This window comes from Neokomagataea thailandica NBRC 106555, from assembly GCF_001598495.1.
Lineage (GTDB): Bacteria > Pseudomonadota > Alphaproteobacteria > Acetobacterales > Acetobacteraceae > Gluconobacter > Gluconobacter thailandicus_A.
This window is the reverse complement of the sequence record NZ_BCZB01000003.1, coordinates 44,269-63,155: the sequence shown is the minus strand read 5'-3', so window position 1 is coordinate 63,155 and position 18,887 is coordinate 44,269. Positions and strand designations below refer to the sequence as shown.

16 protein-coding genes are annotated in these 18,887 nt (G+C 50.8%); 7 read left to right on the top strand and 9 right to left on the bottom strand.

Annotated features, from left to right (window positions below; genetic code table 11):
* Nucleotides 1-107: 107 nt before the first annotated feature.
* From NTH01S_RS01540 to NTH01S_RS01520, 5 genes are all read right to left on the bottom strand, one after another.
* Entirely contained in the window at nucleotides 108-1,694 is a 1,587-nt protein-coding gene (locus NTH01S_RS01540; protein WP_245642053.1) for a gamma-glutamyltransferase family protein, read from the bottom strand.
* 59 nt (nucleotides 1,695-1,753) lie between these two features.
* Entirely contained in the window at nucleotides 1,754-2,650 is an 897-nt protein-coding gene (gene puuE / locus NTH01S_RS01535; RefSeq protein ID WP_068168340.1) for an allantoinase PuuE, read from the bottom strand.
* A complete protein-coding gene (locus tag NTH01S_RS01530; RefSeq protein ID WP_068168336.1) occupies nucleotides 2,647-3,876 on the bottom strand; it encodes a pyridoxal-phosphate-dependent aminotransferase family protein in 1,230 nt (409 codons plus the stop codon). The genes puuE and NTH01S_RS01530 overlap by 4 nt, the downstream gene beginning before the upstream one ends.
* Nucleotides 3,877-3,880: 4 nt before the next feature.
* The gene (locus tag NTH01S_RS01525) at nucleotides 3,881-5,143 is read right to left on the bottom strand and encodes an allantoate amidohydrolase (protein WP_068168331.1); all 1,263 of its coding nucleotides are present in this window, start codon (nucleotides 5,141-5,143) and stop codon (nucleotides 3,881-3,883) included.
* A gap of 195 nt (nucleotides 5,144-5,338) precedes the next feature.
* The gene (locus tag NTH01S_RS01520) at nucleotides 5,339-6,043 is read right to left on the bottom strand and encodes a GntR family transcriptional regulator (RefSeq protein WP_245642051.1); all 705 of its coding nucleotides are present in this window, start codon (nucleotides 6,041-6,043) and stop codon (nucleotides 5,339-5,341) included.
* Nucleotides 6,044-6,280: 237 nt separating this feature from the next.
* On the opposite strand from NTH01S_RS01520, the gene NTH01S_RS01515 reads away from it, so the two are divergent.
* The 6 genes from NTH01S_RS01515 to NTH01S_RS01490 all read left to right on the top strand — a co-directional run bounded on the left by NTH01S_RS01515 (nucleotide 6,281) and on the right by NTH01S_RS01490 (nucleotide 12,870).
* The gene (locus tag NTH01S_RS01515) at nucleotides 6,281-6,928 is read left to right on the top strand and encodes an aspartate/glutamate racemase family protein (RefSeq protein ID WP_157070827.1); all 648 of its coding nucleotides are present in this window, start codon (nucleotides 6,281-6,283) and stop codon (nucleotides 6,926-6,928) included.
* A gap of 95 nt (nucleotides 6,929-7,023) precedes the next feature.
* A complete protein-coding gene (locus NTH01S_RS01510; protein ID WP_084366847.1) occupies nucleotides 7,024-9,420 on the top strand; it encodes a TonB-dependent receptor in 2,397 nt (798 codons plus the stop codon).
* 5 nt (nucleotides 9,421-9,425) lie between these two features.
* Nucleotides 9,426-10,811 (top strand): cytosine permease, encoded by a 1,386-nt coding sequence (locus tag NTH01S_RS01505; RefSeq protein WP_068168324.1) that lies wholly within the window; start codon nucleotides 9,426-9,428, stop codon nucleotides 10,809-10,811.
* 132 nt (nucleotides 10,812-10,943) lie between these two features.
* Nucleotides 10,944-11,327, top strand: a complete 384-nt coding sequence (hpxZ, locus tag NTH01S_RS01500; RefSeq protein ID WP_068168321.1) for an oxalurate catabolism protein HpxZ — start codon at nucleotides 10,944-10,946, stop codon at nucleotides 11,325-11,327.
* Nucleotides 11,324-11,509 carry a DUF4089 domain-containing protein gene (locus tag NTH01S_RS01495; protein ID WP_068168316.1) on the top strand — a complete coding sequence of 62 codons (186 nt, stop codon included), beginning with the start codon at nucleotides 11,324-11,326 and terminating at the stop codon, nucleotides 11,507-11,509. The genes hpxZ and NTH01S_RS01495 overlap by 4 nt, the downstream gene beginning before the upstream one ends.
* Nucleotides 11,506-12,870 (top strand): AtzE family amidohydrolase, encoded by a 1,365-nt coding sequence (locus NTH01S_RS01490; RefSeq protein WP_157070826.1) that lies wholly within the window; start codon nucleotides 11,506-11,508, stop codon nucleotides 12,868-12,870. Before NTH01S_RS01495 ends, NTH01S_RS01490 begins: the two co-directional genes overlap by 4 nt.
* A 362-nt stretch (nucleotides 12,871-13,232) precedes the next feature.
* Here the strand turns inward: NTH01S_RS01490 and NTH01S_RS01480 are convergent, their stop codons facing one another.
* Both NTH01S_RS01480 and cobD read right to left on the bottom strand, forming a co-directional pair.
* Nucleotides 13,233-14,615 carry an FAD/NAD(P)-binding protein gene (locus tag NTH01S_RS01480; RefSeq protein WP_068168310.1) on the bottom strand — a complete coding sequence of 461 codons (1,383 nt, stop codon included), beginning with the start codon at nucleotides 14,613-14,615 and terminating at the stop codon, nucleotides 13,233-13,235.
* Between the two features lie 173 nt (nucleotides 14,616-14,788).
* Complete coding sequence (gene cobD, locus NTH01S_RS01475) at nucleotides 14,789-15,817, bottom strand: threonine-phosphate decarboxylase CobD (protein ID WP_068168642.1); 1,029 nt, start codon at nucleotides 15,815-15,817, stop codon at nucleotides 14,789-14,791.
* A gap of 36 nt (nucleotides 15,818-15,853) precedes the next feature.
* Between cobD and cbiB the strand changes: the two genes are divergently transcribed.
* Nucleotides 15,854-16,849, top strand: coding sequence for an adenosylcobinamide-phosphate synthase CbiB (cbiB, locus tag NTH01S_RS01470; RefSeq protein WP_068168307.1), 996 nt, complete (start codon nucleotides 15,854-15,856; stop codon nucleotides 16,847-16,849).
* On the opposite strand, the gene NTH01S_RS01465 is transcribed toward cbiB, so the two are convergent.
* Both NTH01S_RS01465 and cobO read right to left on the bottom strand, forming a co-directional pair.
* The gene (locus NTH01S_RS01465) at nucleotides 16,771-18,249 is read right to left on the bottom strand and encodes a cobyric acid synthase (RefSeq protein ID WP_068168639.1); all 1,479 of its coding nucleotides are present in this window, start codon (nucleotides 18,247-18,249) and stop codon (nucleotides 16,771-16,773) included. The genes cbiB and NTH01S_RS01465 overlap by 79 nt on opposite strands.
* Before the next feature lie 29 nt (nucleotides 18,250-18,278).
* Complete coding sequence (gene cobO / locus NTH01S_RS01460; RefSeq protein WP_068168304.1) at nucleotides 18,279-18,887, bottom strand: cob(I)yrinic acid a,c-diamide adenosyltransferase; 609 nt, start codon at nucleotides 18,885-18,887, stop codon at nucleotides 18,279-18,281.

Here is an 18,887-nt window from a genome sequence, read left to right as displayed (position 1 = left end):
ATATATTTCCATATCAATATAAATTTATCTATATTAATTCAATAAATAAAACAAATTAAAACTATTTCTAAAAATACATGAATAGAAATCAAATAAACATCTCATTATCACCATGCGGCAACAGCACCGTCACTACGCGGGTCCGTTGCCCCTTCTAAACGCCCCCCCTGATACCGCACCAAGGCACCTGCGTGCCCCATCAACCCCGACCGAGTAGAAAGTAACTCAACATCATGGCCTCGTTGGCGTAATTCATCCAATACGTCAGCATGAAAACCAGGCTCCATTTTTAAAGATGTACTTTCTTCTCCCCATGTACGACCCAACAACCAACGCGGGCGACAAACAGCCTCCTGCAAAGATATGCCGTGCTGAACATATCGGCTAAAAATAACCGCCTGCGTTTGCGGCTGCCCTTCGCCACCCATCGTTCCATAAACCATCACCCGACCATCTTTTAAGCGTGCTGCAGCCGGGTTGAGCGTATGAAACGGCTTTTGCCCCGGGGTTAAAGCATTCCACCCCGCTTTGGCCAACCGAAAAGAAGTGCCTCGATTTTGCCAAATCAAACCAGTTTGCGGCAACAAAATTCCAGAACCGAACTCAAAATAAATACTCTGAATAAAACTCACCGCGATACCATGATGATCCACCGCCCCCATCCACGTCGTATCGCCCCATTGAGTTTGTTCATTCCACGGTAGAGACGTTTTCATATCAATTTTTGCAGCGCTATCATCAAGAGCCGCCGTATTATTTAATAAATCCCGAGCATGCTGCTCAGCCTCCAATCGGCCATCTATATTTTTATTTCTATATTGAAAAGATATTTTGGTCGCTTCCACCAATCCATGAATATAATCAGCACTCTCCGCTTCGCCACATGGCCGCAAACGATCCTGCAAAGCCAAAATCAATAATGATGCCACCCCTTGCGTAGGTGGAGCGGTATTTAAAATATGACCACAAGAATACTCAACCATCAAAGGTTCTTTTAACGCTGCATTATATTCTGCGCCATCTTCATACCGCACAGGACTGCCAACATCCGCAAGATCTTCAGCAATCATTCGCGCTATTGCCCCTTCATAAAAGGACCGCAAACCATCACGCAACAAAATTTTAAGTGTCTTAGCCAAACCCGGCATGGCCTGAACACTCCCCGCTTCGAGGGGCTCCCCATTAGGATAAAACTGTTCTGCAAACGCAGTATTACCTATCAATTCAGACTGTTTTTCCTTTAATAAATCAGCCTCACCCTGCGTAACAACACGCCCATGTTCCGCATAATAAATTGCATCACGCAATAAACGCTCCAAAGGCAAATTAGGCTGCTGTTCCGCACTCATCTGTAGAGCTTTTTCCCATCCTGCGACCGTACCCGCAACAGTATTTGCAGCCAAACCGCCACGCCACGGGATCTGGTCATAACCAGCATAGAATGCCGCATCGGCAGCATGCGCTAAAGCACCACATGCCTCAATTGAAACATTACGCCCATCCGGCCACAAAATAAGCCAAAACGCATCTCCACCTAACCCCGTCATATGAGGGTAAACAGCAGATAACGTTGCTGCCATGGCAACAGTCGCCTCAATAGCGGTGCCACCAGCTTTCAAAATATCTAACCCCGCCTGACTGGCCAAATGGTGTGGTGCACTCACCATCCCACGACGTGAAAACGGAGTTTGCATAACTCTAAACTCTTTCTCTTTGATAGAGGCTCCACCATCACGTAAAGCCCCACTTAGTCCTAGCGTGCAGGAAAATGTGTCAGCCAATGCCGGGCTATATCCAGTCGCGTCGCAACCCACACCCCATCATGCGCTTGTACATGCTCAATGAATTTTGCCAAAGCACGTGCACGCGCTGGCTTACCTGCAAGGCGGCAATGAAGCCCCACAGACATCATCCGCCCACCCTCTGCGTAAAGCTGGTCAAAATGATCGCGCAAATAACGAAAAAACTGCTCTCCTTCCGTAAAGCCATTCAGCGCTGCAAATTTCATATCATTTGCATCCAGCGTATACGGAACAATCAGTTGCTGCTGGCAATTAATCTCATGATAATAGGGCAGGTCATCTGCATAAGAGTCCGCGTCATAAACAAACGGCCCTTCTTCCATTGCCAAACGCGCCGTTTGCGGACTCGTTCGCCCTTGGTACCAACCTTGCGGTCGTGATCCCGTTACTTTTTCGTGTAACGCAATAGCTTCACGAATATGCGCCCGCTCAATTTCTTCTGGAATATGCTGGTAATCAATCCAACGCAAACCATGGCTCGCAATTTCCCACTGCGCATCTTTCATCGCCGCCACAACATCTGGGTTGCGCGCCAAAGCTAGCGCCACACCAAACACCGTTACCGGAAAACCAGCCTGCTGAAACAGACGATATAAACGCCAAAACCCCGCACGCGCCCCATACTCATACAGACTTTCCATCTGCATACAGCGCGCACCGATAATCGACTGTGTGCCCACCATTTCGGATAAAAAAGCTTCTGACCCGGCATCCCCGTGCAAGATCGTATTTTCAGCACCTTCTTCATAATTCACAACAAATTGCAACGCTAAACGCGCGCCATTTGGCCATTTTGGATCTGGAGGTGTTGCCCCATATCCAATCATATCGCGCGGATATACACTCATGAATGCGCCTCCCAAGCCGCCCGTGCTGCATCAATACCAGCACCACGCACAACCTCCACGCCCTCTCCAGCCAAAACAGCTTCCAGTGCGGCTAACGTCAGTAGAATTTTATGCTTTGCCGCATTCACACCCATGGCACCAATGCGCCAAATTTTTCCAGTAAGCGGCCCAAAGGACGAGACAATCTCAATTTCAAACTCAGTACGTAGCAAAGAACGTACCCGGTTAGGGTCACACCCCTCAGGCACCCACACTCCCGTTACGTTACTCATGCGCGTGCTATCATCACCATAGACGCGTAACCCCATAGCACGGATACCCGCAACAACCGCCGCCCCTGCACGGGCATGGCGCGCGAAGCGTGCATCCATCCCCTCTTCCAAAGCAACTTGGGCCGCTTCACGTGCGGCATACAGCATGCTCGTCGCTTCTGTATGATGATTAATACGTTCAGCAGACCAGTAATTAATAATCATCGCCAAATCAAAATAATTGGAACGGATAACCGGCCCCTCTCCCTGTGGGGCAGCACTACGAATACCCGCTTCATCATGTCTACGCGCCATAATCGCCTCAACAGCACGTTCTGACATCGTAATTGGCGCACTACCGGGTGGGCCGCCCAAGCACTTCTGCAAGCCACCCGTTGCCACATCAATACCCCAAGCATCCACTTCTAAAGGCATTCCGCCCAATGTCGCAGTAGCATCCACATAAAACAAAACATTATTGTCTCGACACAGCGTACCAATCTCCGCCAAAGGCTGCGCTGTCGTGGTAGATGTATCACCATGAACACTAACCAGTAACCCCGGTTTATGCTGCTCAATCGCTGCCCTAACCGCTTCGGTTGAAACAACCTCCCCCCAAGGCACATCAACCGGACACACGATCCCACCAACACGTTCAATAATTTCTGCCAATAAAAGGCCGAAGCGTCCAATACGCAGCACCACTACCTTCATACCCGGCGTCACTAAAGACACCAAAGCCGCCTCAATAGCGGCCCGAGCTGTGCCATCAATCAAGAGTGTATGGCGGTTACGCGTACGAAACACTTGCCGATAAAGCTCGGCCGTTTCATCCATGCACGCTGTCATTTCTGGGTCCATCTGCCCAATAACATCACACGCCATCGCACGCAAAACGCGCGGATGAACATTACACGGCCCCGCCCCCATCAAAAGACGCTGCGGCATATCAAGAACAGGAAAAATCGGTGGCATAGCTCTAATTCTTTTGATTAAGGTTCAAACGTTCAAGAAAACCAAGAAGTGTCCGATGGGCCGCATCAACATCGTCTTCCAACACTGTTTCATCTGGGTGATGACTGATGCCGCCGGGGCTACGTATAAACAACATAACGGAAGGCCAACGCCGCGCCATCACCATAGTATCGTGACCCGCGCCACTGACCAGCGCAACATCACTCCCCCCCTCAGATTCGGCAGCTTTCTGCATCATCCGCACCAAGGTCGGATCACATTCCGCCCCCTCCAAATCTTGCTGCCATGCGCATGACAGCGTCACGCCACGACGCTGCGCCAAATCCCGAAACGCATTTTCTATCTGCTGAACCGCAGCGTCACGTAACGATCGCGCACCGGCCCTGACGTCCAATGAAAACTCCACCCGATCTGCCACAACATTGCTGCCGCCTGGAAAAACTTCTAAACGCCCCACCGTAGCAACAAGACCACCTTCGGCCCCATACGGAAACTCTACAGCAACACGCTCAACACTCAGCACAGCTTCAGCTGCCGCCGCCAAAGCATCACGACGCATCACCATCGGCAATGTACCCGCATGCCCCGCATGCCCAATAATCGTGACCGTGCCACGGCGCTGCGCTGCAATCGAACGTACCGCCGCAAGTGAGAATTCCTGCGCCTCCAAAACAGGCCCCTGCTCAATATGCGCCTCCACAAACGCTATAATATCTTCCGCGTTACGCCCTGCTTTTGATAAATCTGAGCACGACAACCCCCGCGCACGCATCACCTCAGCGACAGTACCACTCGGGCCTATCAAGGCCCAATCTTCCGGATTAACCTCACCGCTCACGGCCCTAGAGGTCATCATGGAAACCGGAAATGCTGAACCTTCTTCATCCCCAAATGCAATAATCTCAATCGCAAAAGGATAACGTTTTTGAGCCTGAGAAAGCTGCTCAACCACAGAGATTGCAAGTATGACCCCTAATAATCCATCAAAGCAGCCACCATTCGCAACCGTATCAATATGTGACCCGAACAAAATTGCAGCCTGCCCCGGAATGCACGCTTCATATCGCCCTATAAGATTACCGGCAGCGTCATAACGTACCTGCATCCCCGCCTGAATCATCCATTCAGAGAGTATTGCCTGCGCCTGAAAGAAAGAATCTGATAGCCAAGGTCGAAAAAGACCATCTTGCGTTTCAGAGTAAACACCTGCACTCAATAAACGACAGCGCGCAACGACATTCTGCCCCGTTGTCATCATCTCACTCATACACAGAACAAACACAATATAGAGTTTACGTCAGACACTTAACCTCACTCTTCCGTATTACTGCGCGGCCTAGCAACCTCATATGCCCTCAGCGAAGGCACATAAAAAACGGCTGCAAAACTATCACACACCATTACCATTCTTAGATATATCCAATTTCAGATCCCACCGTTCTAAAAAATAGAACAACCCATCTCACCTCGGCAATAATGCCGTCAAAGACGTTGCCGGTGGTGGTGACATTTTAAAGTCAAGGTTGTGTTCAATCTCTAATAAATGCCGCCCCATCAAACGAGAGGCTTCGTGTAAGCGACCCTGCCATACAGCATCCAAAATCATCCCATGATCAACGGTCAAACAACATGTCGCTTTTTGGCGCTCGAAAAGCGCAATAATTAAAGACGTACGTAAAATGAGTTCACGTTGTATTTCTGCAATTACCTGATTTCCCACCAATACTGTCAAATCAAGGTGAAACTGCCCCGACAAACGAATAAGTTCTAGAGCATCCCCTTTTTCGTGGCTCTGCTGTTCTTTATCGATAATCGCTTTCAAATGCGCATAATTTTCGACCGTCAACGTACGACAAGGATGCTCTAGGAGCCCTACTTCCAAAACACGCCGCGCTTCTAAAATATGTTGTGCATCTTCTGGCCCCGGCCTTGCCACCATTGCCCCCTTACCTGGGCGCAATGCAACGATATGTTCACGCGAAAGAGCCAGAAGAACACGCCTAACACGTCCTCGTGTTGTTTCAAACAAAACAGCCAAATGCTCTTCTGGCAACTTTGTACCCGGCGGCATACGACGCTCAAAAATTGCTTCGCGAATACACCGTGCCATATGGGCTTCTTCCGGGATAAGACCTGCGCTTTCATGCATTTCCAATAACATTTCCATCTCGCAGTTCCTTTAGCCCCAACCCCACAGGGTATCTCGCCTCATACCAAAAACATTCCATAAGGCATGACACATAACTGTGCTGTTCATGCAGCGCCCGTTTCCACTTGTCTAGACACACAACCACCAGATTACCCCCTAAAAAAGGTTTTCGAGCAGTCTCACATTTCGATCTTGATTGTTAACAAAAATAGTGCCCATTTTGGCGAAACCCTCCGAAAAAATGGATGCCCTTCTGTGCCTCACCTCCTGATTTACAACCCAAACACGAATACCGACATCACCCATAACATCTCCCAAATGGCCAAAAGTACTCTCCCCGCTTGGGAGATTACCGCCCAAACCGCTCCTTCTGGCCCACACTATATTGCCACGAAAGAAGACCTTGAATGGGCTGCCAACATTACAGAGAATACTCTGACACCAAACACGACCATACCTTATGACGCTATTCTCATTGCCTGCTTCGGAGATCCCGCCGTTGCAACATTAAAGCAAAACCTCACCATTCCCATTTTTGGTATGGCCGAAACGTCTTTTGCCGTTTGCTCCCAAAAAACCGCGTCATTTTCTATCTTAACTGGCGGTGAGGAGTGGATTCCACTCCTCATGACACTTGCCCATAACACCGGCTATACAGACAAAATCAACATTATTTCAGCTATTCCATCCTCCGGCGCACACGCCCAAAAAAAACCCGTACAGACACTCAAGGCTCTCGGCGAGACCGCACGCAACCTCACACACAAGCACCGCACTCCCCATATTCTTCTTGGCGGGACCGGCCTCGCGCCTTTTTACCAAGACCTATCAAACATTATCCCCACCCCAACCACATGTTCTTTTTTAGGTAGCCTACAAGGAATCCAAGAACATTTCGGATAATAAACAAAAATTGTTGACACTTTTTGCTAATAAGACATTCTTACATCAGAACGTTTTCATGAGAGAATCATTTTCAATGACGAAGGACGTCAACCATGCGCCAGTCACGCACATCATCATGTAAAATTTTACGCACAACCACACCTTGTCTAGCGCTTCTTACAACCACGGCCTTAGCGCAACCGCTCACACCACCCAAAACACACCATAAACACACAGTGAATGCTCCCTCTCCCGAAAGCATCACTGTTACCTCCCACGTTCATGACGGTGTAACGGGAACAGCCCCCGGTGGTGGCCTCATCCGCCCACAAACTGCCCCTAAAGCCCGCAGCACTATCAGCCAGGATTACATTGCCAAGCAGGCACCTGCGCAAAACGCTTATAACATGACCAAAATGGCCCCTGGTGTGGTTGTTGCCAATACAGACCCCGCCGGTCATGAAAAATCTGCCCTCAGTATGCGCGGCCTTACGCAAGACGAAATCGCCAATGTCTATAACGGCATCCCCTTATCAAGTGTTGGTGGATATAACCTTGACCTTGCATGGGTCGTAGACTCTGAAAATATCGGCAGCATTTCGGTCCAACCAGGCTCTTCAAATTTGGATACGTCAGCCATCAACGGTTCTGGTGGGTTATTTTCCCTCACCATGCGTGACCCTGCACGCAAAGCCGGTGGGACATTAGACCTTGGCGCAGGTTCGCGAGATTATACGCGTCAATTTATTCGATATGACACGGGTGAGTGGGGCCATAGCGGCATCCGCGCTTTTCTCTCGGCCTCTAACCAGCATGACACATTCTACCGTGGCCCCGGCCAAGAAAGTTTTCAACACTTTGATTTCAACGTGATCAAAGAGTGGGATGACCGCAACCATATTGCGCTCATTGGTGGTTTTACCCGAGGTATTGCCGGCAATGAACCCTATTGGAGCACAACCATGGCAAACTGGCACCAATATGGTTGGGGAAACCAACTCTCACGCTATTATAACCCACAACAACAAACAAGCGATTATTGGAAATTAAACTGGCTACACTCTAGAACCTATAACATATTAGCCCCTATGTCTTTCTCCCGTGGGAAAGTGACAGTCGATTTTACGCCCTATACAGCTTATAATGACAAGGTATATGGCGCTGGAACCAACCTCAATAACACCCTATATTACGGAAACCAGTTAATCACAGGTTTTCATATCCCCGGACAACTTCCCGGAACATCATCCGGGCTGACGGAATCTTACACCAGCCTCAATGAAATGCGGGGCGGCCTAAATCTCAAGGCAACGTTCGACCTCGGGGCCAATAAACCTTTCATTGGCTATTGGTATGACTATGACAACGCCACTAACCTCACCGGTTTCACCGGGGTCTACTCTGATGGCTCACCATATACTCCATGGGGCTATCAAAGCAAAGCACTACGCATGCCCAATGGCCAGCCTTATTATACGACCAATTATAGCGATATTACACAAACAAATGGTCTTTATGTTGGGGACACCCTCACTCTACTACAAGGAAAATTCGTGGCTGATGGCGGTATGCGTGTCACCATGATCAACCGTAACGCAACCCAACGCCTCCCCGGCCTTCCTTACAAAATTGGCCTTAATGAAGTTCAATACTTGCCCCAGCTCGGTGCGCATTATCAAATCACGCCACATTTACAAGCATTCGCAGGCGTTGCTACCGGCGCGAAAGCACCACCGGATTCTTACCTTATCTCGACCCTAAACCCTAACACAGGGCAGTATGCCTATCGCGGCACAACAAACGTAAAACAAGAATACACAATCTCAGAAGAGGCCGGACTACGCTATAATGATCATTATATCGTAGGATCACTGACTTATTTCCACTTCAACTTCACAAATCGCCAAATTTCCACTTATGGCTTCCTCGGCAACCAACGTATCGCCGAAAACCTCAATGGAGGCGGCCAAACCAGTGATGGTCTTGATGCAGAAATTGGCACACATCCCTTCTATCATTTCCGCCCCTATATTTCTGCACAATACATGCACTCGACCATTAACAATAATATCAAAGCCGGAAATGATTACCTTCCCACAAAAGGTAATTCAGCCATTAACACCCCCAAATGGACAACTTCTTTGGGTATTGATTGGGATAATGGTACCTTCTTTTGGAATTATGACCTCTCATACTTCTCTAAACAATACTCCACATTCATGAATGATGAAGCCCTACCCTCACTCGCAACAATGAACCTCACTGCCGGTATGCGCCTACCACCAAACACATGGCTTGGCCGCAAAACCAATGGCATAATGAAATCTCCTGAGATTATGCTCTGGATCAATAACCTTGCGAACACACGCGCCTACTCCGCCATTAACAGCCCTAAACTGAACGCAAAAACCACACGCGGCATCTACGGGACAAACATTGCCGGACAGGCCCCCACCTATAATACATTGAGCAATTTCTACGCGATTGTGACCTTTCGGACGGGTTTCTAAGAACGATGAACCAGCCCCAGCCTTCTTATCATAACGACCTTTCTCCTATTGAAACACAAGATTGGGGCTGGTTCGACTATCTATCTTTTTGGATGTCCGATATCCACTCCATCGGTGGCTATATCTTGGCTGGCACATTATTTGGCCTAGGTTTACCACCCGTACAAATACTGACAGCCTTAATCACAGGCAGCCTTATCGTCTGCCTATTTTGTACGCTCATCGCCGTTCCCTCCCAACGGTTTGGCGTGCCCTTTTCTGTTATTATTCGCGCAAGTTTCGGCCCTTACGCTGCTGCCATTCCTGCTGCCATCCGCGCCTTCATTGCCATGGCATGGTACGGCATTCAAACATGGCTTGCCTCTAACGCCATGGCCGTTCCTCTCCTGCGCCTTTTCCCCTGCTTAACACCTTTTAGTAATACTCAACATTACAGCTTTCTCGGTCTTTCATACCTCGGCTGGGGATGTTTTTTAGTTCTCTGGGGCGCACAGATGTTATTGTTCCGCAAAGGTATTTCTACCATACGGCGTTTTTTTGATTTCGCCGGTCCCGCCGTTTATATCGTAATGGTTTTTCTGCTAATTGACCTCCTGCATATGAACCATTGGCACTGGCCGCATACGCCTCACAGCACCTATCACGGCGGCTTGGTTCCTTGGCTCAGCGCAACCGCCTTGGTCGTCTCTTATTTTTCAGGCCCCATGCTGAATTTTGGAGATTTTGCCCGCAACGGTCGTACAATGGGCCATATCCGCATCGGCAACATGTTCGGACTGCCTGTGAATTTTATTGCCTTCGCTCTCCTCGCCGTTGCCACGACCACACTCACCCAACCTGTTTTTGGCACCGAGATGGATGATCCCGTCGCTATCGTCGCCCATCTTGATAACCCTGCGGCTCTAGCCCTCGCCATCATCACGTTCCTGCTCGCCACAACGGGGATCAATATCGCCGCAAACTTCGTCTCCGGGGCACTCGACTTGTGCGCCATTGCACCCAAAATGTTAAATTGGAAGCGCGCTGGCTGGTTATGCGGCATAGGAGCCATTCTCATTACCCCTTGGAATCTTTATAATAACCCCACACATATGCACCTCACACTGGATACACTCGCAGCAGCCGTTGGCCCGTTATTCGGCATCGTCATGACCGATTATTTTATTCGCCGCAGAACATCTCTTTCCAGTGCTGAGCTAACTTTAAACACCCCTTATGACTCATATGCCGCCTCGGCAGCCTTGAGCGCCACCCTCCTCGGCGCACTCATCGCCATGGCTCCCGAAGGTGTTGCATCCATTGGCTTCTTAAGCAATTTCTCTTGGTTTTTAGGGGCCTTATCAGGAAGTATCATTTACATTATTCTAAGCCCTAAATATGCCAACGCCTAAACTAGGACGACCGCTCATTCATGCACCATAAAATGCATAAATGAGCACACCCACATGCATTCTTTCACATAGCCCTCACAAGCATCACAGACTAAGCTTCCCACATAAAAATACACTTCGCAGGACACTTCCATGCCTCTGGACGACCCAACCCTCATCCAGCACATTACTGCTCTTTCAGATCAATACGAAACAGCATTAAATGATAATGATCTCGATGCACTCGATGATTTTTTTTATAAAAGTGACGACACTATACGCTATGGTGTCGGTGAAAATCTTTACGGTATCAACGCGATCCGTTCTTTTCGTGCCACACGCTCTGGCGGATCTCCACCACGTCACACCATTCGGCGTGTCATTCGTGTACTCTCACCCGAAACAGCAATCGTAAATTTAGAGTTTCAGCGCCTCCATGAAACGCGCATCGGCCGTCAAAGCCAAACATGGATCAACACCCCACAAGGCTGGAAAATTATAGCCGCTCATGTCTCTCTGATGTCGGATAAATCATGATCATTCATCACAAAGACCTCACTCTTTTTTTTCAAAATATCGGTTTAACCGTTTCAGAACAGTACCATGATGGCATTATGGCCAACATCACAATCCTCAGCGCCTATGCTGACCTGATTGACCAATTCCCTCTTTCTGACCGTGAAGAACCCGCCGCAGAATACGAGCCCAATCACCCATGAAACCAAATATAAATCCAGCCCTGAGCGCACTGCCCCGCCGCAGCCACGAAATCCCACATCTTATCCGCAGCCAGTCCCTTTCCGCCGTCACCCTAACCCAACACATCTTGTCAGACATCAAACAACGTGATCCCCTCTACAACACAACAACACGTCTCCTCACGCAACGCGCCCTAAGTTATGCACAAAACATTGATAATAAGGTCAAAAATGGTGTCGATCCCGGCCCACTCGCAGGAATAGCTTTCGGCATTAAAGACCTCTTTGATGTCACCGGTGAAGTAACCACCGCAGGATCAAAAGTACTTGCGGATGCCCCCCCAGCTTCTCAAGATGCTGTCCTCGTCCATCGCCTCATAAAAGCTGGCGCTATTCCCGTTGCGCTCACCAATATGGATGAATTTGCTTACGGGTTTGCTACGGATAATGCCCATCACGGCCCTACCCATAACCCACATGACACAGCACGCCTTGCCGGCGGCTCCTCAGGCGGATCTGCTGCTGGCATTGCGGCACGCTTCTTCGGCCTTAGCCTCGGGTCGGATACAAATGGCTCAATCCGCGTCCCTGCCTCATTATGCGGCGTTTGGGGCCTGCGCGCCACCCAAGGGCGCCTCCCAACACAAGGCAGTTACCCCTTTGTCACCAGTCTCGATACCGTAGGGCCTTTTGCCGATAGCGCCGAAGGCTTAACCTTATGTTTTGAAGCGCTAACGGAAGAAAAACTCTCCCCCGTAACGCCCTCATCTTTGAACATTGCACGTCTTGGCGGCTGGTTCTCTGATAATATGTCACCCAGCATGCAAACGGCATTCAACACTCTGGCCAATACACTACACGCCACAAGAACCGTTCATATACCAGAAATCGCCCGCGCACGTGCTGCCGCCTTTATTATTAGCGCCTCAGAGGGCGCCGCGCTGCACCTTGATCACCTGCGCCATCGCGCTGATGAGTTCGACCCCGCCGTACGCGACCGCCTTTTAGCGGGCGCCCTTATACCTGCTCCGAGCATCACCAAAGCGCACCGTTTCCGAAGCTGGTTCAGACGCGCCATGCATGAAGCCTTTAATCATACTGATATCCTCTTAGCACCCGCCGTCGTCGGAGAAGCACCGCGCTTTGATCAACCCCTTATTCACGTCAATGGCGCGATGATTTCCGCACGCGCCAATCTCGGCCTCTATACACAACCCCTTACTCTCGCAGGCTTCCCCGTTTTAACACTTCCTATGCCATCTCCTGGCTTACCCCTCGGCGCTCAGCTTATTGCCAAACCGGGACGTGAAGACCAGCTTCTCGCCCTAGCACAATCACTTGAACATTCTGGAGCAGCACAAGCCCGATTACTCCAGCCCTAAACAATACCTCTCCCCCATGCCGCATATTTCATCATGCATGGGGGGATCCTCCCCACCCCCGGACGATACCCCATCACAACAAAGATATTACTGCAAAGCTTTATCATTATCAGGACCGTCCCCGCCGCGAAAACCCCTAATACCCCGCCACAAAACGACTGACGCCAACCCCCATCCCTCGTAATTCCGTTGGATAGGTCAGCACAGGATAAACCATCACCTAGCAGCCATGCCCCAACAAAAATCTTGCAAAAACAGCGATCACACGGCCAATTTCAAACATATCACGAGGTATGCCAACGGCAGCTAAAACAATCACCGAAATAATCTGCACAGCATAACCCGCAAACGTAACACGTCGCTCACGACGCCAGAACAACACGCGCAACAGATTCCGCATATGTCGTGATTTCAGGGAACCCCATTAATTCACCAAATGTCGCTCGAGACAGCGGCCCGGCAATAAACAACGTATCACTCGCTCCTCGCGCGCCCACAGCCCGATGGTCCTGATGCGTTTCTAATCCCAAGCCTACAGCATCAGCCCGCACCCAACCATCTTCAGCCAAGCGCGCCAAATAACCTTTGGCTCTCAAAATACCTGCATGATTAGGACCAACAGCATTAATCAACCACTGCACAGACCATGTTTCTGCTTCTTTCTGGCGCCGCACGACTTGCAGCATCATACCATCCGATGCAGCATCAACCGCTATTAAGCGTGCAGCCTCAATCCGTAACTGGCCACACTGCAAACCCGCCTCCAGCACAGCCTCCAGCTGCGGAGCGATGCGAAAACGATGAACATCCCAAAAAACACGTAGATGCCGAACAAAACGCTTCTTCTCATCCAAAGGCAATGCCGTCCACAACGACCGACCCTGCTTTTTCAAAGCATCAAAGACCGCCTGCCAAGGTATATCCTGCATCACCCCTTCCCGCACGGAGTGACGCACCCTCTGCAACAGAGCCAAAGCCGTCTGTGGTAAATCCTGCGTAAAATCTTCCTGCCAAACTCCCCGTTCTACCCCCTCTGCATGCCCGCCAGAGCGCATCCCCCGCCGCGAGAAAGCTATAATTTTACCCTTATGTCCCTGCGCAGACAAAGACGCCACGCAATCCGCCATCGTTAAGCCTGTACCAATAATCGCCACAGCATCATCCTGCCCGATAGCAGCCAGCGCATTCACCGCCCATGGGTTCCCTATAAGGCGTGTTTGATCGTTCATCTCTGCAAGCTGTGGCAATAATTGCGGTGGCGGATGCGATGTCGCTAAAACAACACGAGCAGCCCGCACTTCACCACACCCACCTGCCAGTTCAGCGACCCATAATGCATCATCACGCCGCAAAACCTCGACCGACGCCCGGCAGTGTATAATCACGCCACTCTCTTGATACACACTCAAACGATCCGACAAATAAGCTGCAAATTGCGCCCGTGCCGGATACACATCACCATTAGGGCGCTCAGCAGAAGGGTCGTTCGAAACGCGGCCTTTCAGCCATATCGAAAAGTCATCTGGCTCCGCCGCATGAATGGTCATGCGTGTCGCCGGAACATTAATACGGTGCGCCCTATCCACCGTACCATAAGCCTGACCCGCTCCTAAGGCAGCCCGTGGCTCCACCACGACGATACGTTCACCCGTATGAGCCATACGCAAACGTGCCAAATGCCACGCAACAATGGCACCGCTCGCCCCTCCGCCAATAATCATCACATCCGCGACGGTCTCACGCATCCCTCAACCTCCCCAGTGCCGCATGACGGCGCAGGAGTACAAGCCCTCTTTCTGATCATCCCCTACAGATATTAGTCCCTGCCACATGCCAAATAATCCGTCGCACCCCATGAATGATGATCAAACTTGCATCATCCACTCAACAACGCAAACCCCAGCCTCATAACCTAACCTCAGACCCTGGCGGCCCATTTTTGCAAAGCCTTTTCCAGTCTCTGCCAAGCGCTCGCTTCCGCAGGCAAACCAAAGCGCAGCACAGTATCACGCCCCTCAAAACGCCGCGTGATAATCCCATCCTCACATAAAACACGCCATAAATGTTGCGCCTGTTCATGACGCACCAACCGAAATAATGGTGCCTGCCCTATAACCTCTAACCCATATTGCTCCAACAAAACCGCTAAACGCCGCGTATCATCCCACGCCCGGGGCCGGGCCTGCTGATACCAATGAGCATCCTTCAACGCTGCACAACCTACTGCCAGCGCCTCCACACTCACAGACCATTCCCCTAAAAGACCACGTAAGCGCGAAATTTCTTCTCGACTTCCCAATGCAAAACCAAGGCGTATTCCGGGCAAACCATAAGTCTTGCCAAAAGACCTTAGTACCACCAGCCCCGCATGCGGCAGCAAGGAGGTCACGGATTCATCGCCAAAATCTGCAAAAGCTTCATCTATAATTAATAAACCACCCGCCGCAGCGCAAAGGTCAGCCCATTGCGCCAAACATGCTTTAGACACCAAACGCCCATCCGGATTATTCGGATTAACAACCACCACAGCATCACCGCGCCGTATCGCGGCATCACATGCAGCCATCGTCTCCACGTGCTGCACCACACGCCCAGCACGCCGCCACGCACGCTCATGTCCCGAATAGGTCGGCCCCCAAATCGTTACATTCTGCGCAGAAAACACCATAGGCAGAAGATTAATGAGAAGCTGCGTCCCCGGCCCAGCCACCACATACTGACTATCAGCCACCCCATAAGCGTGCGCCGCCGCTTGCATCAACGCATATTCTTCATGCGGCTGCGGCAGAGCCCGTAATTTTTCCATATCCGGAGAAAAGGGGTAAGCAAACGGACTAATCCCCGTAGATAAATCAATATAAGGCTGCGGCGCACCGGGAAACTGCTCCATAATACGACGAACCTGCCCCCCATGTACCGGGAACAGTGTTTCACATTCTCCACTCATGCTATCGCCCACCCTGCTCTTTTTCGGACCTGCATCATGCCCCTTTTTCATCCCCGTGATAGTTTTCCCCTAACAACAATGGCCTACATTCTTGAACGCATGATCGGATACCCTAACAGAGTGTTCCGCATTATAGGCCATCCGGTCACATGGATGGGGGCGCTCATCACACAGCTCGAACAGACACTCAATCAGGAACATTTTTCACCCCGCACCAAAAAGCGCAATGGCATTATTGCCAGCCTCACCCTCACGACCCTTCCCACAGTCATCAGCATGGCACTCCCACAACGCGGCATCACAGCCAGCGTCATTCTCTCCACACTCTCGGCACAAAAATCACTGTATCAACATGTACGCGCCGTCCATGATGGCCTCTTACAACATGGCTTGCCCGGCGGGCGCAAAGCTGTCTCTCTTATTGTCGGCCGGGACCCAGAAACACTCGATGAACCCGCCATTATCCGTGCTGCTATTGAAAGCCTTGCAGAAAATTTTTCTGATGGTGTTGTCGCGCCGCTTTTTTGGTCATCCCTTTTTGGCCTGCCCGGCGGCGTTGCTTATAAAGCGATTAATACCGCCGATAGTATGATCGGTCACCAATCCCCGCGATATAAAGACTTTGGCTGGGCTAGCGCACGCCTTGATGATTACATCAACCTACCTGCATCACGCCTCTCCGTTCTTTGGCTCATTCTTGCCGCCTTAACATTACCTTCCACCAGCGCACGCCACGCATGGCAAGCCGTACAGCGTGATGCCCATAAACATCGCTCCCCCAATGCAGGCTGGCCAGAAGCCGCCATGGCTGGTGCCTTAGGGCTGCGTCTCGCTGGACCGCGCGTTTATGGCGGAGAACGCATAGACGATGCGTGGATGGGACATGGACGCCCTAACGCAACCTTACGAGACCTCAATGCAGCTCTAAAACTCTATAACAGAGCATGCTTATGTCAGGCGCTTATACTCGCACTCCTATCATGTGTCTCTATAGGCCGAGCCAAGCGTAACAGAGCTTCAACATCAACATGACGCTCAATATGCTCCGCCCACGCATTTAACGCTGCCTCTACGCGTTCTGCATGATCTACAACACTAAAATCACGCGCCCCAAGCCGCGCCAAAAGAGCCTGACATAAAGCACCATGCTCAAACACACCATGCAAATACGTCCCCCATACCCGCCCCGTCACGTCCATCGCGCCATCATCATGCGTGTCCAGCCGTACAAACGGACGGGCACAATCAGGGCCATCTGTAACGCCCATATGCATCTCGTAGCCCACCACCGGCACATTATTCTCCGCCAGAACACCACGAACCTCACGCAGAATTTTCTGCCCCGTCAGCGCCGTTTGCACGCGCAGAAGCCCCAACCCCTCAACCGTCTTTTCTTCCCCTTCCACCCCCAAAGGATCAGACAAAGACGTTCCTAGCATTTGATACCCACCACAAATTCCAAAAACATACCCACCACGCCGAACATGCGCTTTCAGATCAACGTCCCACCCCTGCTCTCTAAAGATCTCAAGATCGGTTATGGTGGCCTTAGAGCCCGGCAATAGAACCAAATCACACACAGGTAACGGGCGGCCCGGCGGAAGCATCTCGAGCCTTACACCATCCATAGCCTTTAACGGATCAAGATCATCAAAATTCGCAATCATGGGCAGATACGGCACAACAATATGCAACCCAACACCGCCAGAACGCTGATGCTCCAAAACATCGGCCGCATCTTCGGCCGGGAAATGCCTCACATGCTCACTATACGGCAAAAGCCCTAATGCCTTCCAACCAGTGCGCTCAGCAATCACCCTCATCCCTTCATCAAACAAGGAGGGATCCCCGCGCATACGATTAACAATAAACCCCTTAATCCGCTCCGCATCAGGCTTAGGCAGAACAACCTTCGTCCCCACAAGGCTGGCTATGACGCCACCACGGTCAATATCTCCAATCAGAACAACGGGCGCACCACTTGCTTCAGCAAATCCCATATTGGCAATGTCATTCTCACGTAAATTCACTTCAGAGGCAGACCCCGCCCCCTCAATCAACACAATATCCGCATCTAAGGACAACCGCTCAAAAGCACCTAAAACATCCGGCAAGAGCGTTTTCTTAACGTCCTGATACGTACGTGCTTTCACATTACCCCGTGCCTGCCCACAGACGACCAACTGTGAACCAACCATGCTTTGAGGCTTAAGCAAAACAGGGTTCATATCGACACTCGGCATGACCCCACATGCCTGCGCTTGAAGAGCCTGTGCCCGACCAATCTCACCACCATCAGCCGTAACAGCAGCATTATTCGACATGTTTTGCGGCTTGAAAGGCCTCACACGTAGACCACGCCTTACTAATGCGCGCGCAAGCCCTGCCACAAACACAGACTTTCCAACACTCGACCCCGTCCCTTGAAACATCAATGCCCGGCAAAGCCTCTGATCCGTCATCAGAACTCAAATCCCGGCTGGGCTTTAAAGCCCGCAGCGAAATGATGCTTGACCGCCCCCATTTCCGTCACCAAATCCGCAGCTTCAATAATGGCAGGCTTCGCATTACGTCCTGTCAACACAACATGCTGTTTCTCAGGCCGAGCGAGCACATCCGTCAACACACGTTCTACCGGGAGATAATCATAACGTAGAGCGATATTGACTTCATCCAACACAACAAGCGCCACATCTTCACGCTGCAATGCTTCACGCGCTACATCCCAAGCACGTTCAGCCGCCGCAACATCACGCGCCTTATCCTGCGTATCCCAAGTGAAGCCTTCACCCATGACATGCCATTCCAGCAGGTCCTCAAAGCGTGAAAGAGCAAGGTTCTCTCCGGTCTCCCACGCACCTTTGATAAATTGCACAACAACAACACGCTTACCGCGCCCCAACATCCGCAAAGCTAAACCAAAAGCCGCCGTAGATTTCCCTTTTCCGGGGCCGGTATGCACAGCAAACACCCCACGCTCTATGGTCTTAGATGCAACTTCAGCATCCTGAACCTCTTTGCGCTTACGCATTTTCTCCGTATGGCGCCCGGCCTCTGTCTCATTACTCAT

Excerpts from the sequence above, each read along its gene's own strand:
- cobO (WP_068168304.1), bottom strand. The coding sequence starts at position 18,887 with ATGAGTAATGAGACAGAGGCCGGGCGCCATACGGAGAAAATGCGTAAG.
- NTH01S_RS01520 (WP_245642051.1), bottom strand. The coding sequence starts at position 6,043 with ATGGAAATGTTATTGGAAATGCATGAAAGCGCAGGTCTTATCCCGGAA.
- NTH01S_RS01480 (WP_068168310.1), bottom strand. The coding sequence starts at position 14,615 with ATGCGTGAGACCGTCGCGGATGTGATGATTATTGGCGGAGGGGCGAGC.
- NTH01S_RS01490 (WP_157070826.1), top strand. The coding sequence starts at position 11,506 with ATGAAACCAAATATAAATCCAGCCCTGAGCGCACTGCCCCGCCGCAGC.
- puuE (WP_068168340.1), bottom strand. The coding sequence starts at position 2,650 with ATGAGTGTATATCCGCGCGATATGATTGGATATGGGGCAACACCTCCA.
- cobD (WP_068168642.1), bottom strand. The coding sequence starts at position 15,817 with ATGAGTGGAGAATGTGAAACACTGTTCCCGGTACATGGGGGGCAGGTT.
- cbiB (WP_068168307.1), top strand. The coding sequence starts at position 15,854 with ATGCCCCTTTTTCATCCCCGTGATAGTTTTCCCCTAACAACAATGGCC.
- NTH01S_RS01505 (WP_068168324.1), top strand. The coding sequence starts at position 9,426 with ATGAACCAGCCCCAGCCTTCTTATCATAACGACCTTTCTCCTATTGAA.
- NTH01S_RS01495 (WP_068168316.1), top strand. The coding sequence starts at position 11,324 with ATGATCATTCATCACAAAGACCTCACTCTTTTTTTTCAAAATATCGGT.
- NTH01S_RS01525 (WP_068168331.1), bottom strand. The coding sequence starts at position 5,143 with ATGAGTGAGATGATGACAACGGGGCAGAATGTCGTTGCGCGCTGTCGT.
- NTH01S_RS01510 (WP_084366847.1), top strand. The coding sequence starts at position 7,024 with ATGCGCCAGTCACGCACATCATCATGTAAAATTTTACGCACAACCACA.
- NTH01S_RS01540 (WP_245642053.1), bottom strand. The coding sequence starts at position 1,694 with ATGCAAACTCCGTTTTCACGTCGTGGGATGGTGAGTGCACCACACCAT.
- hpxZ (WP_068168321.1), top strand. The coding sequence starts at position 10,944 with ATGCCTCTGGACGACCCAACCCTCATCCAGCACATTACTGCTCTTTCA.
- NTH01S_RS01530 (WP_068168336.1), bottom strand. The coding sequence starts at position 3,876 with ATGCCACCGATTTTTCCTGTTCTTGATATGCCGCAGCGTCTTTTGATG.
- NTH01S_RS01465 (WP_068168639.1), bottom strand. The coding sequence starts at position 18,249 with ATGTTTCAAGGGACGGGGTCGAGTGTTGGAAAGTCTGTGTTTGTGGCA.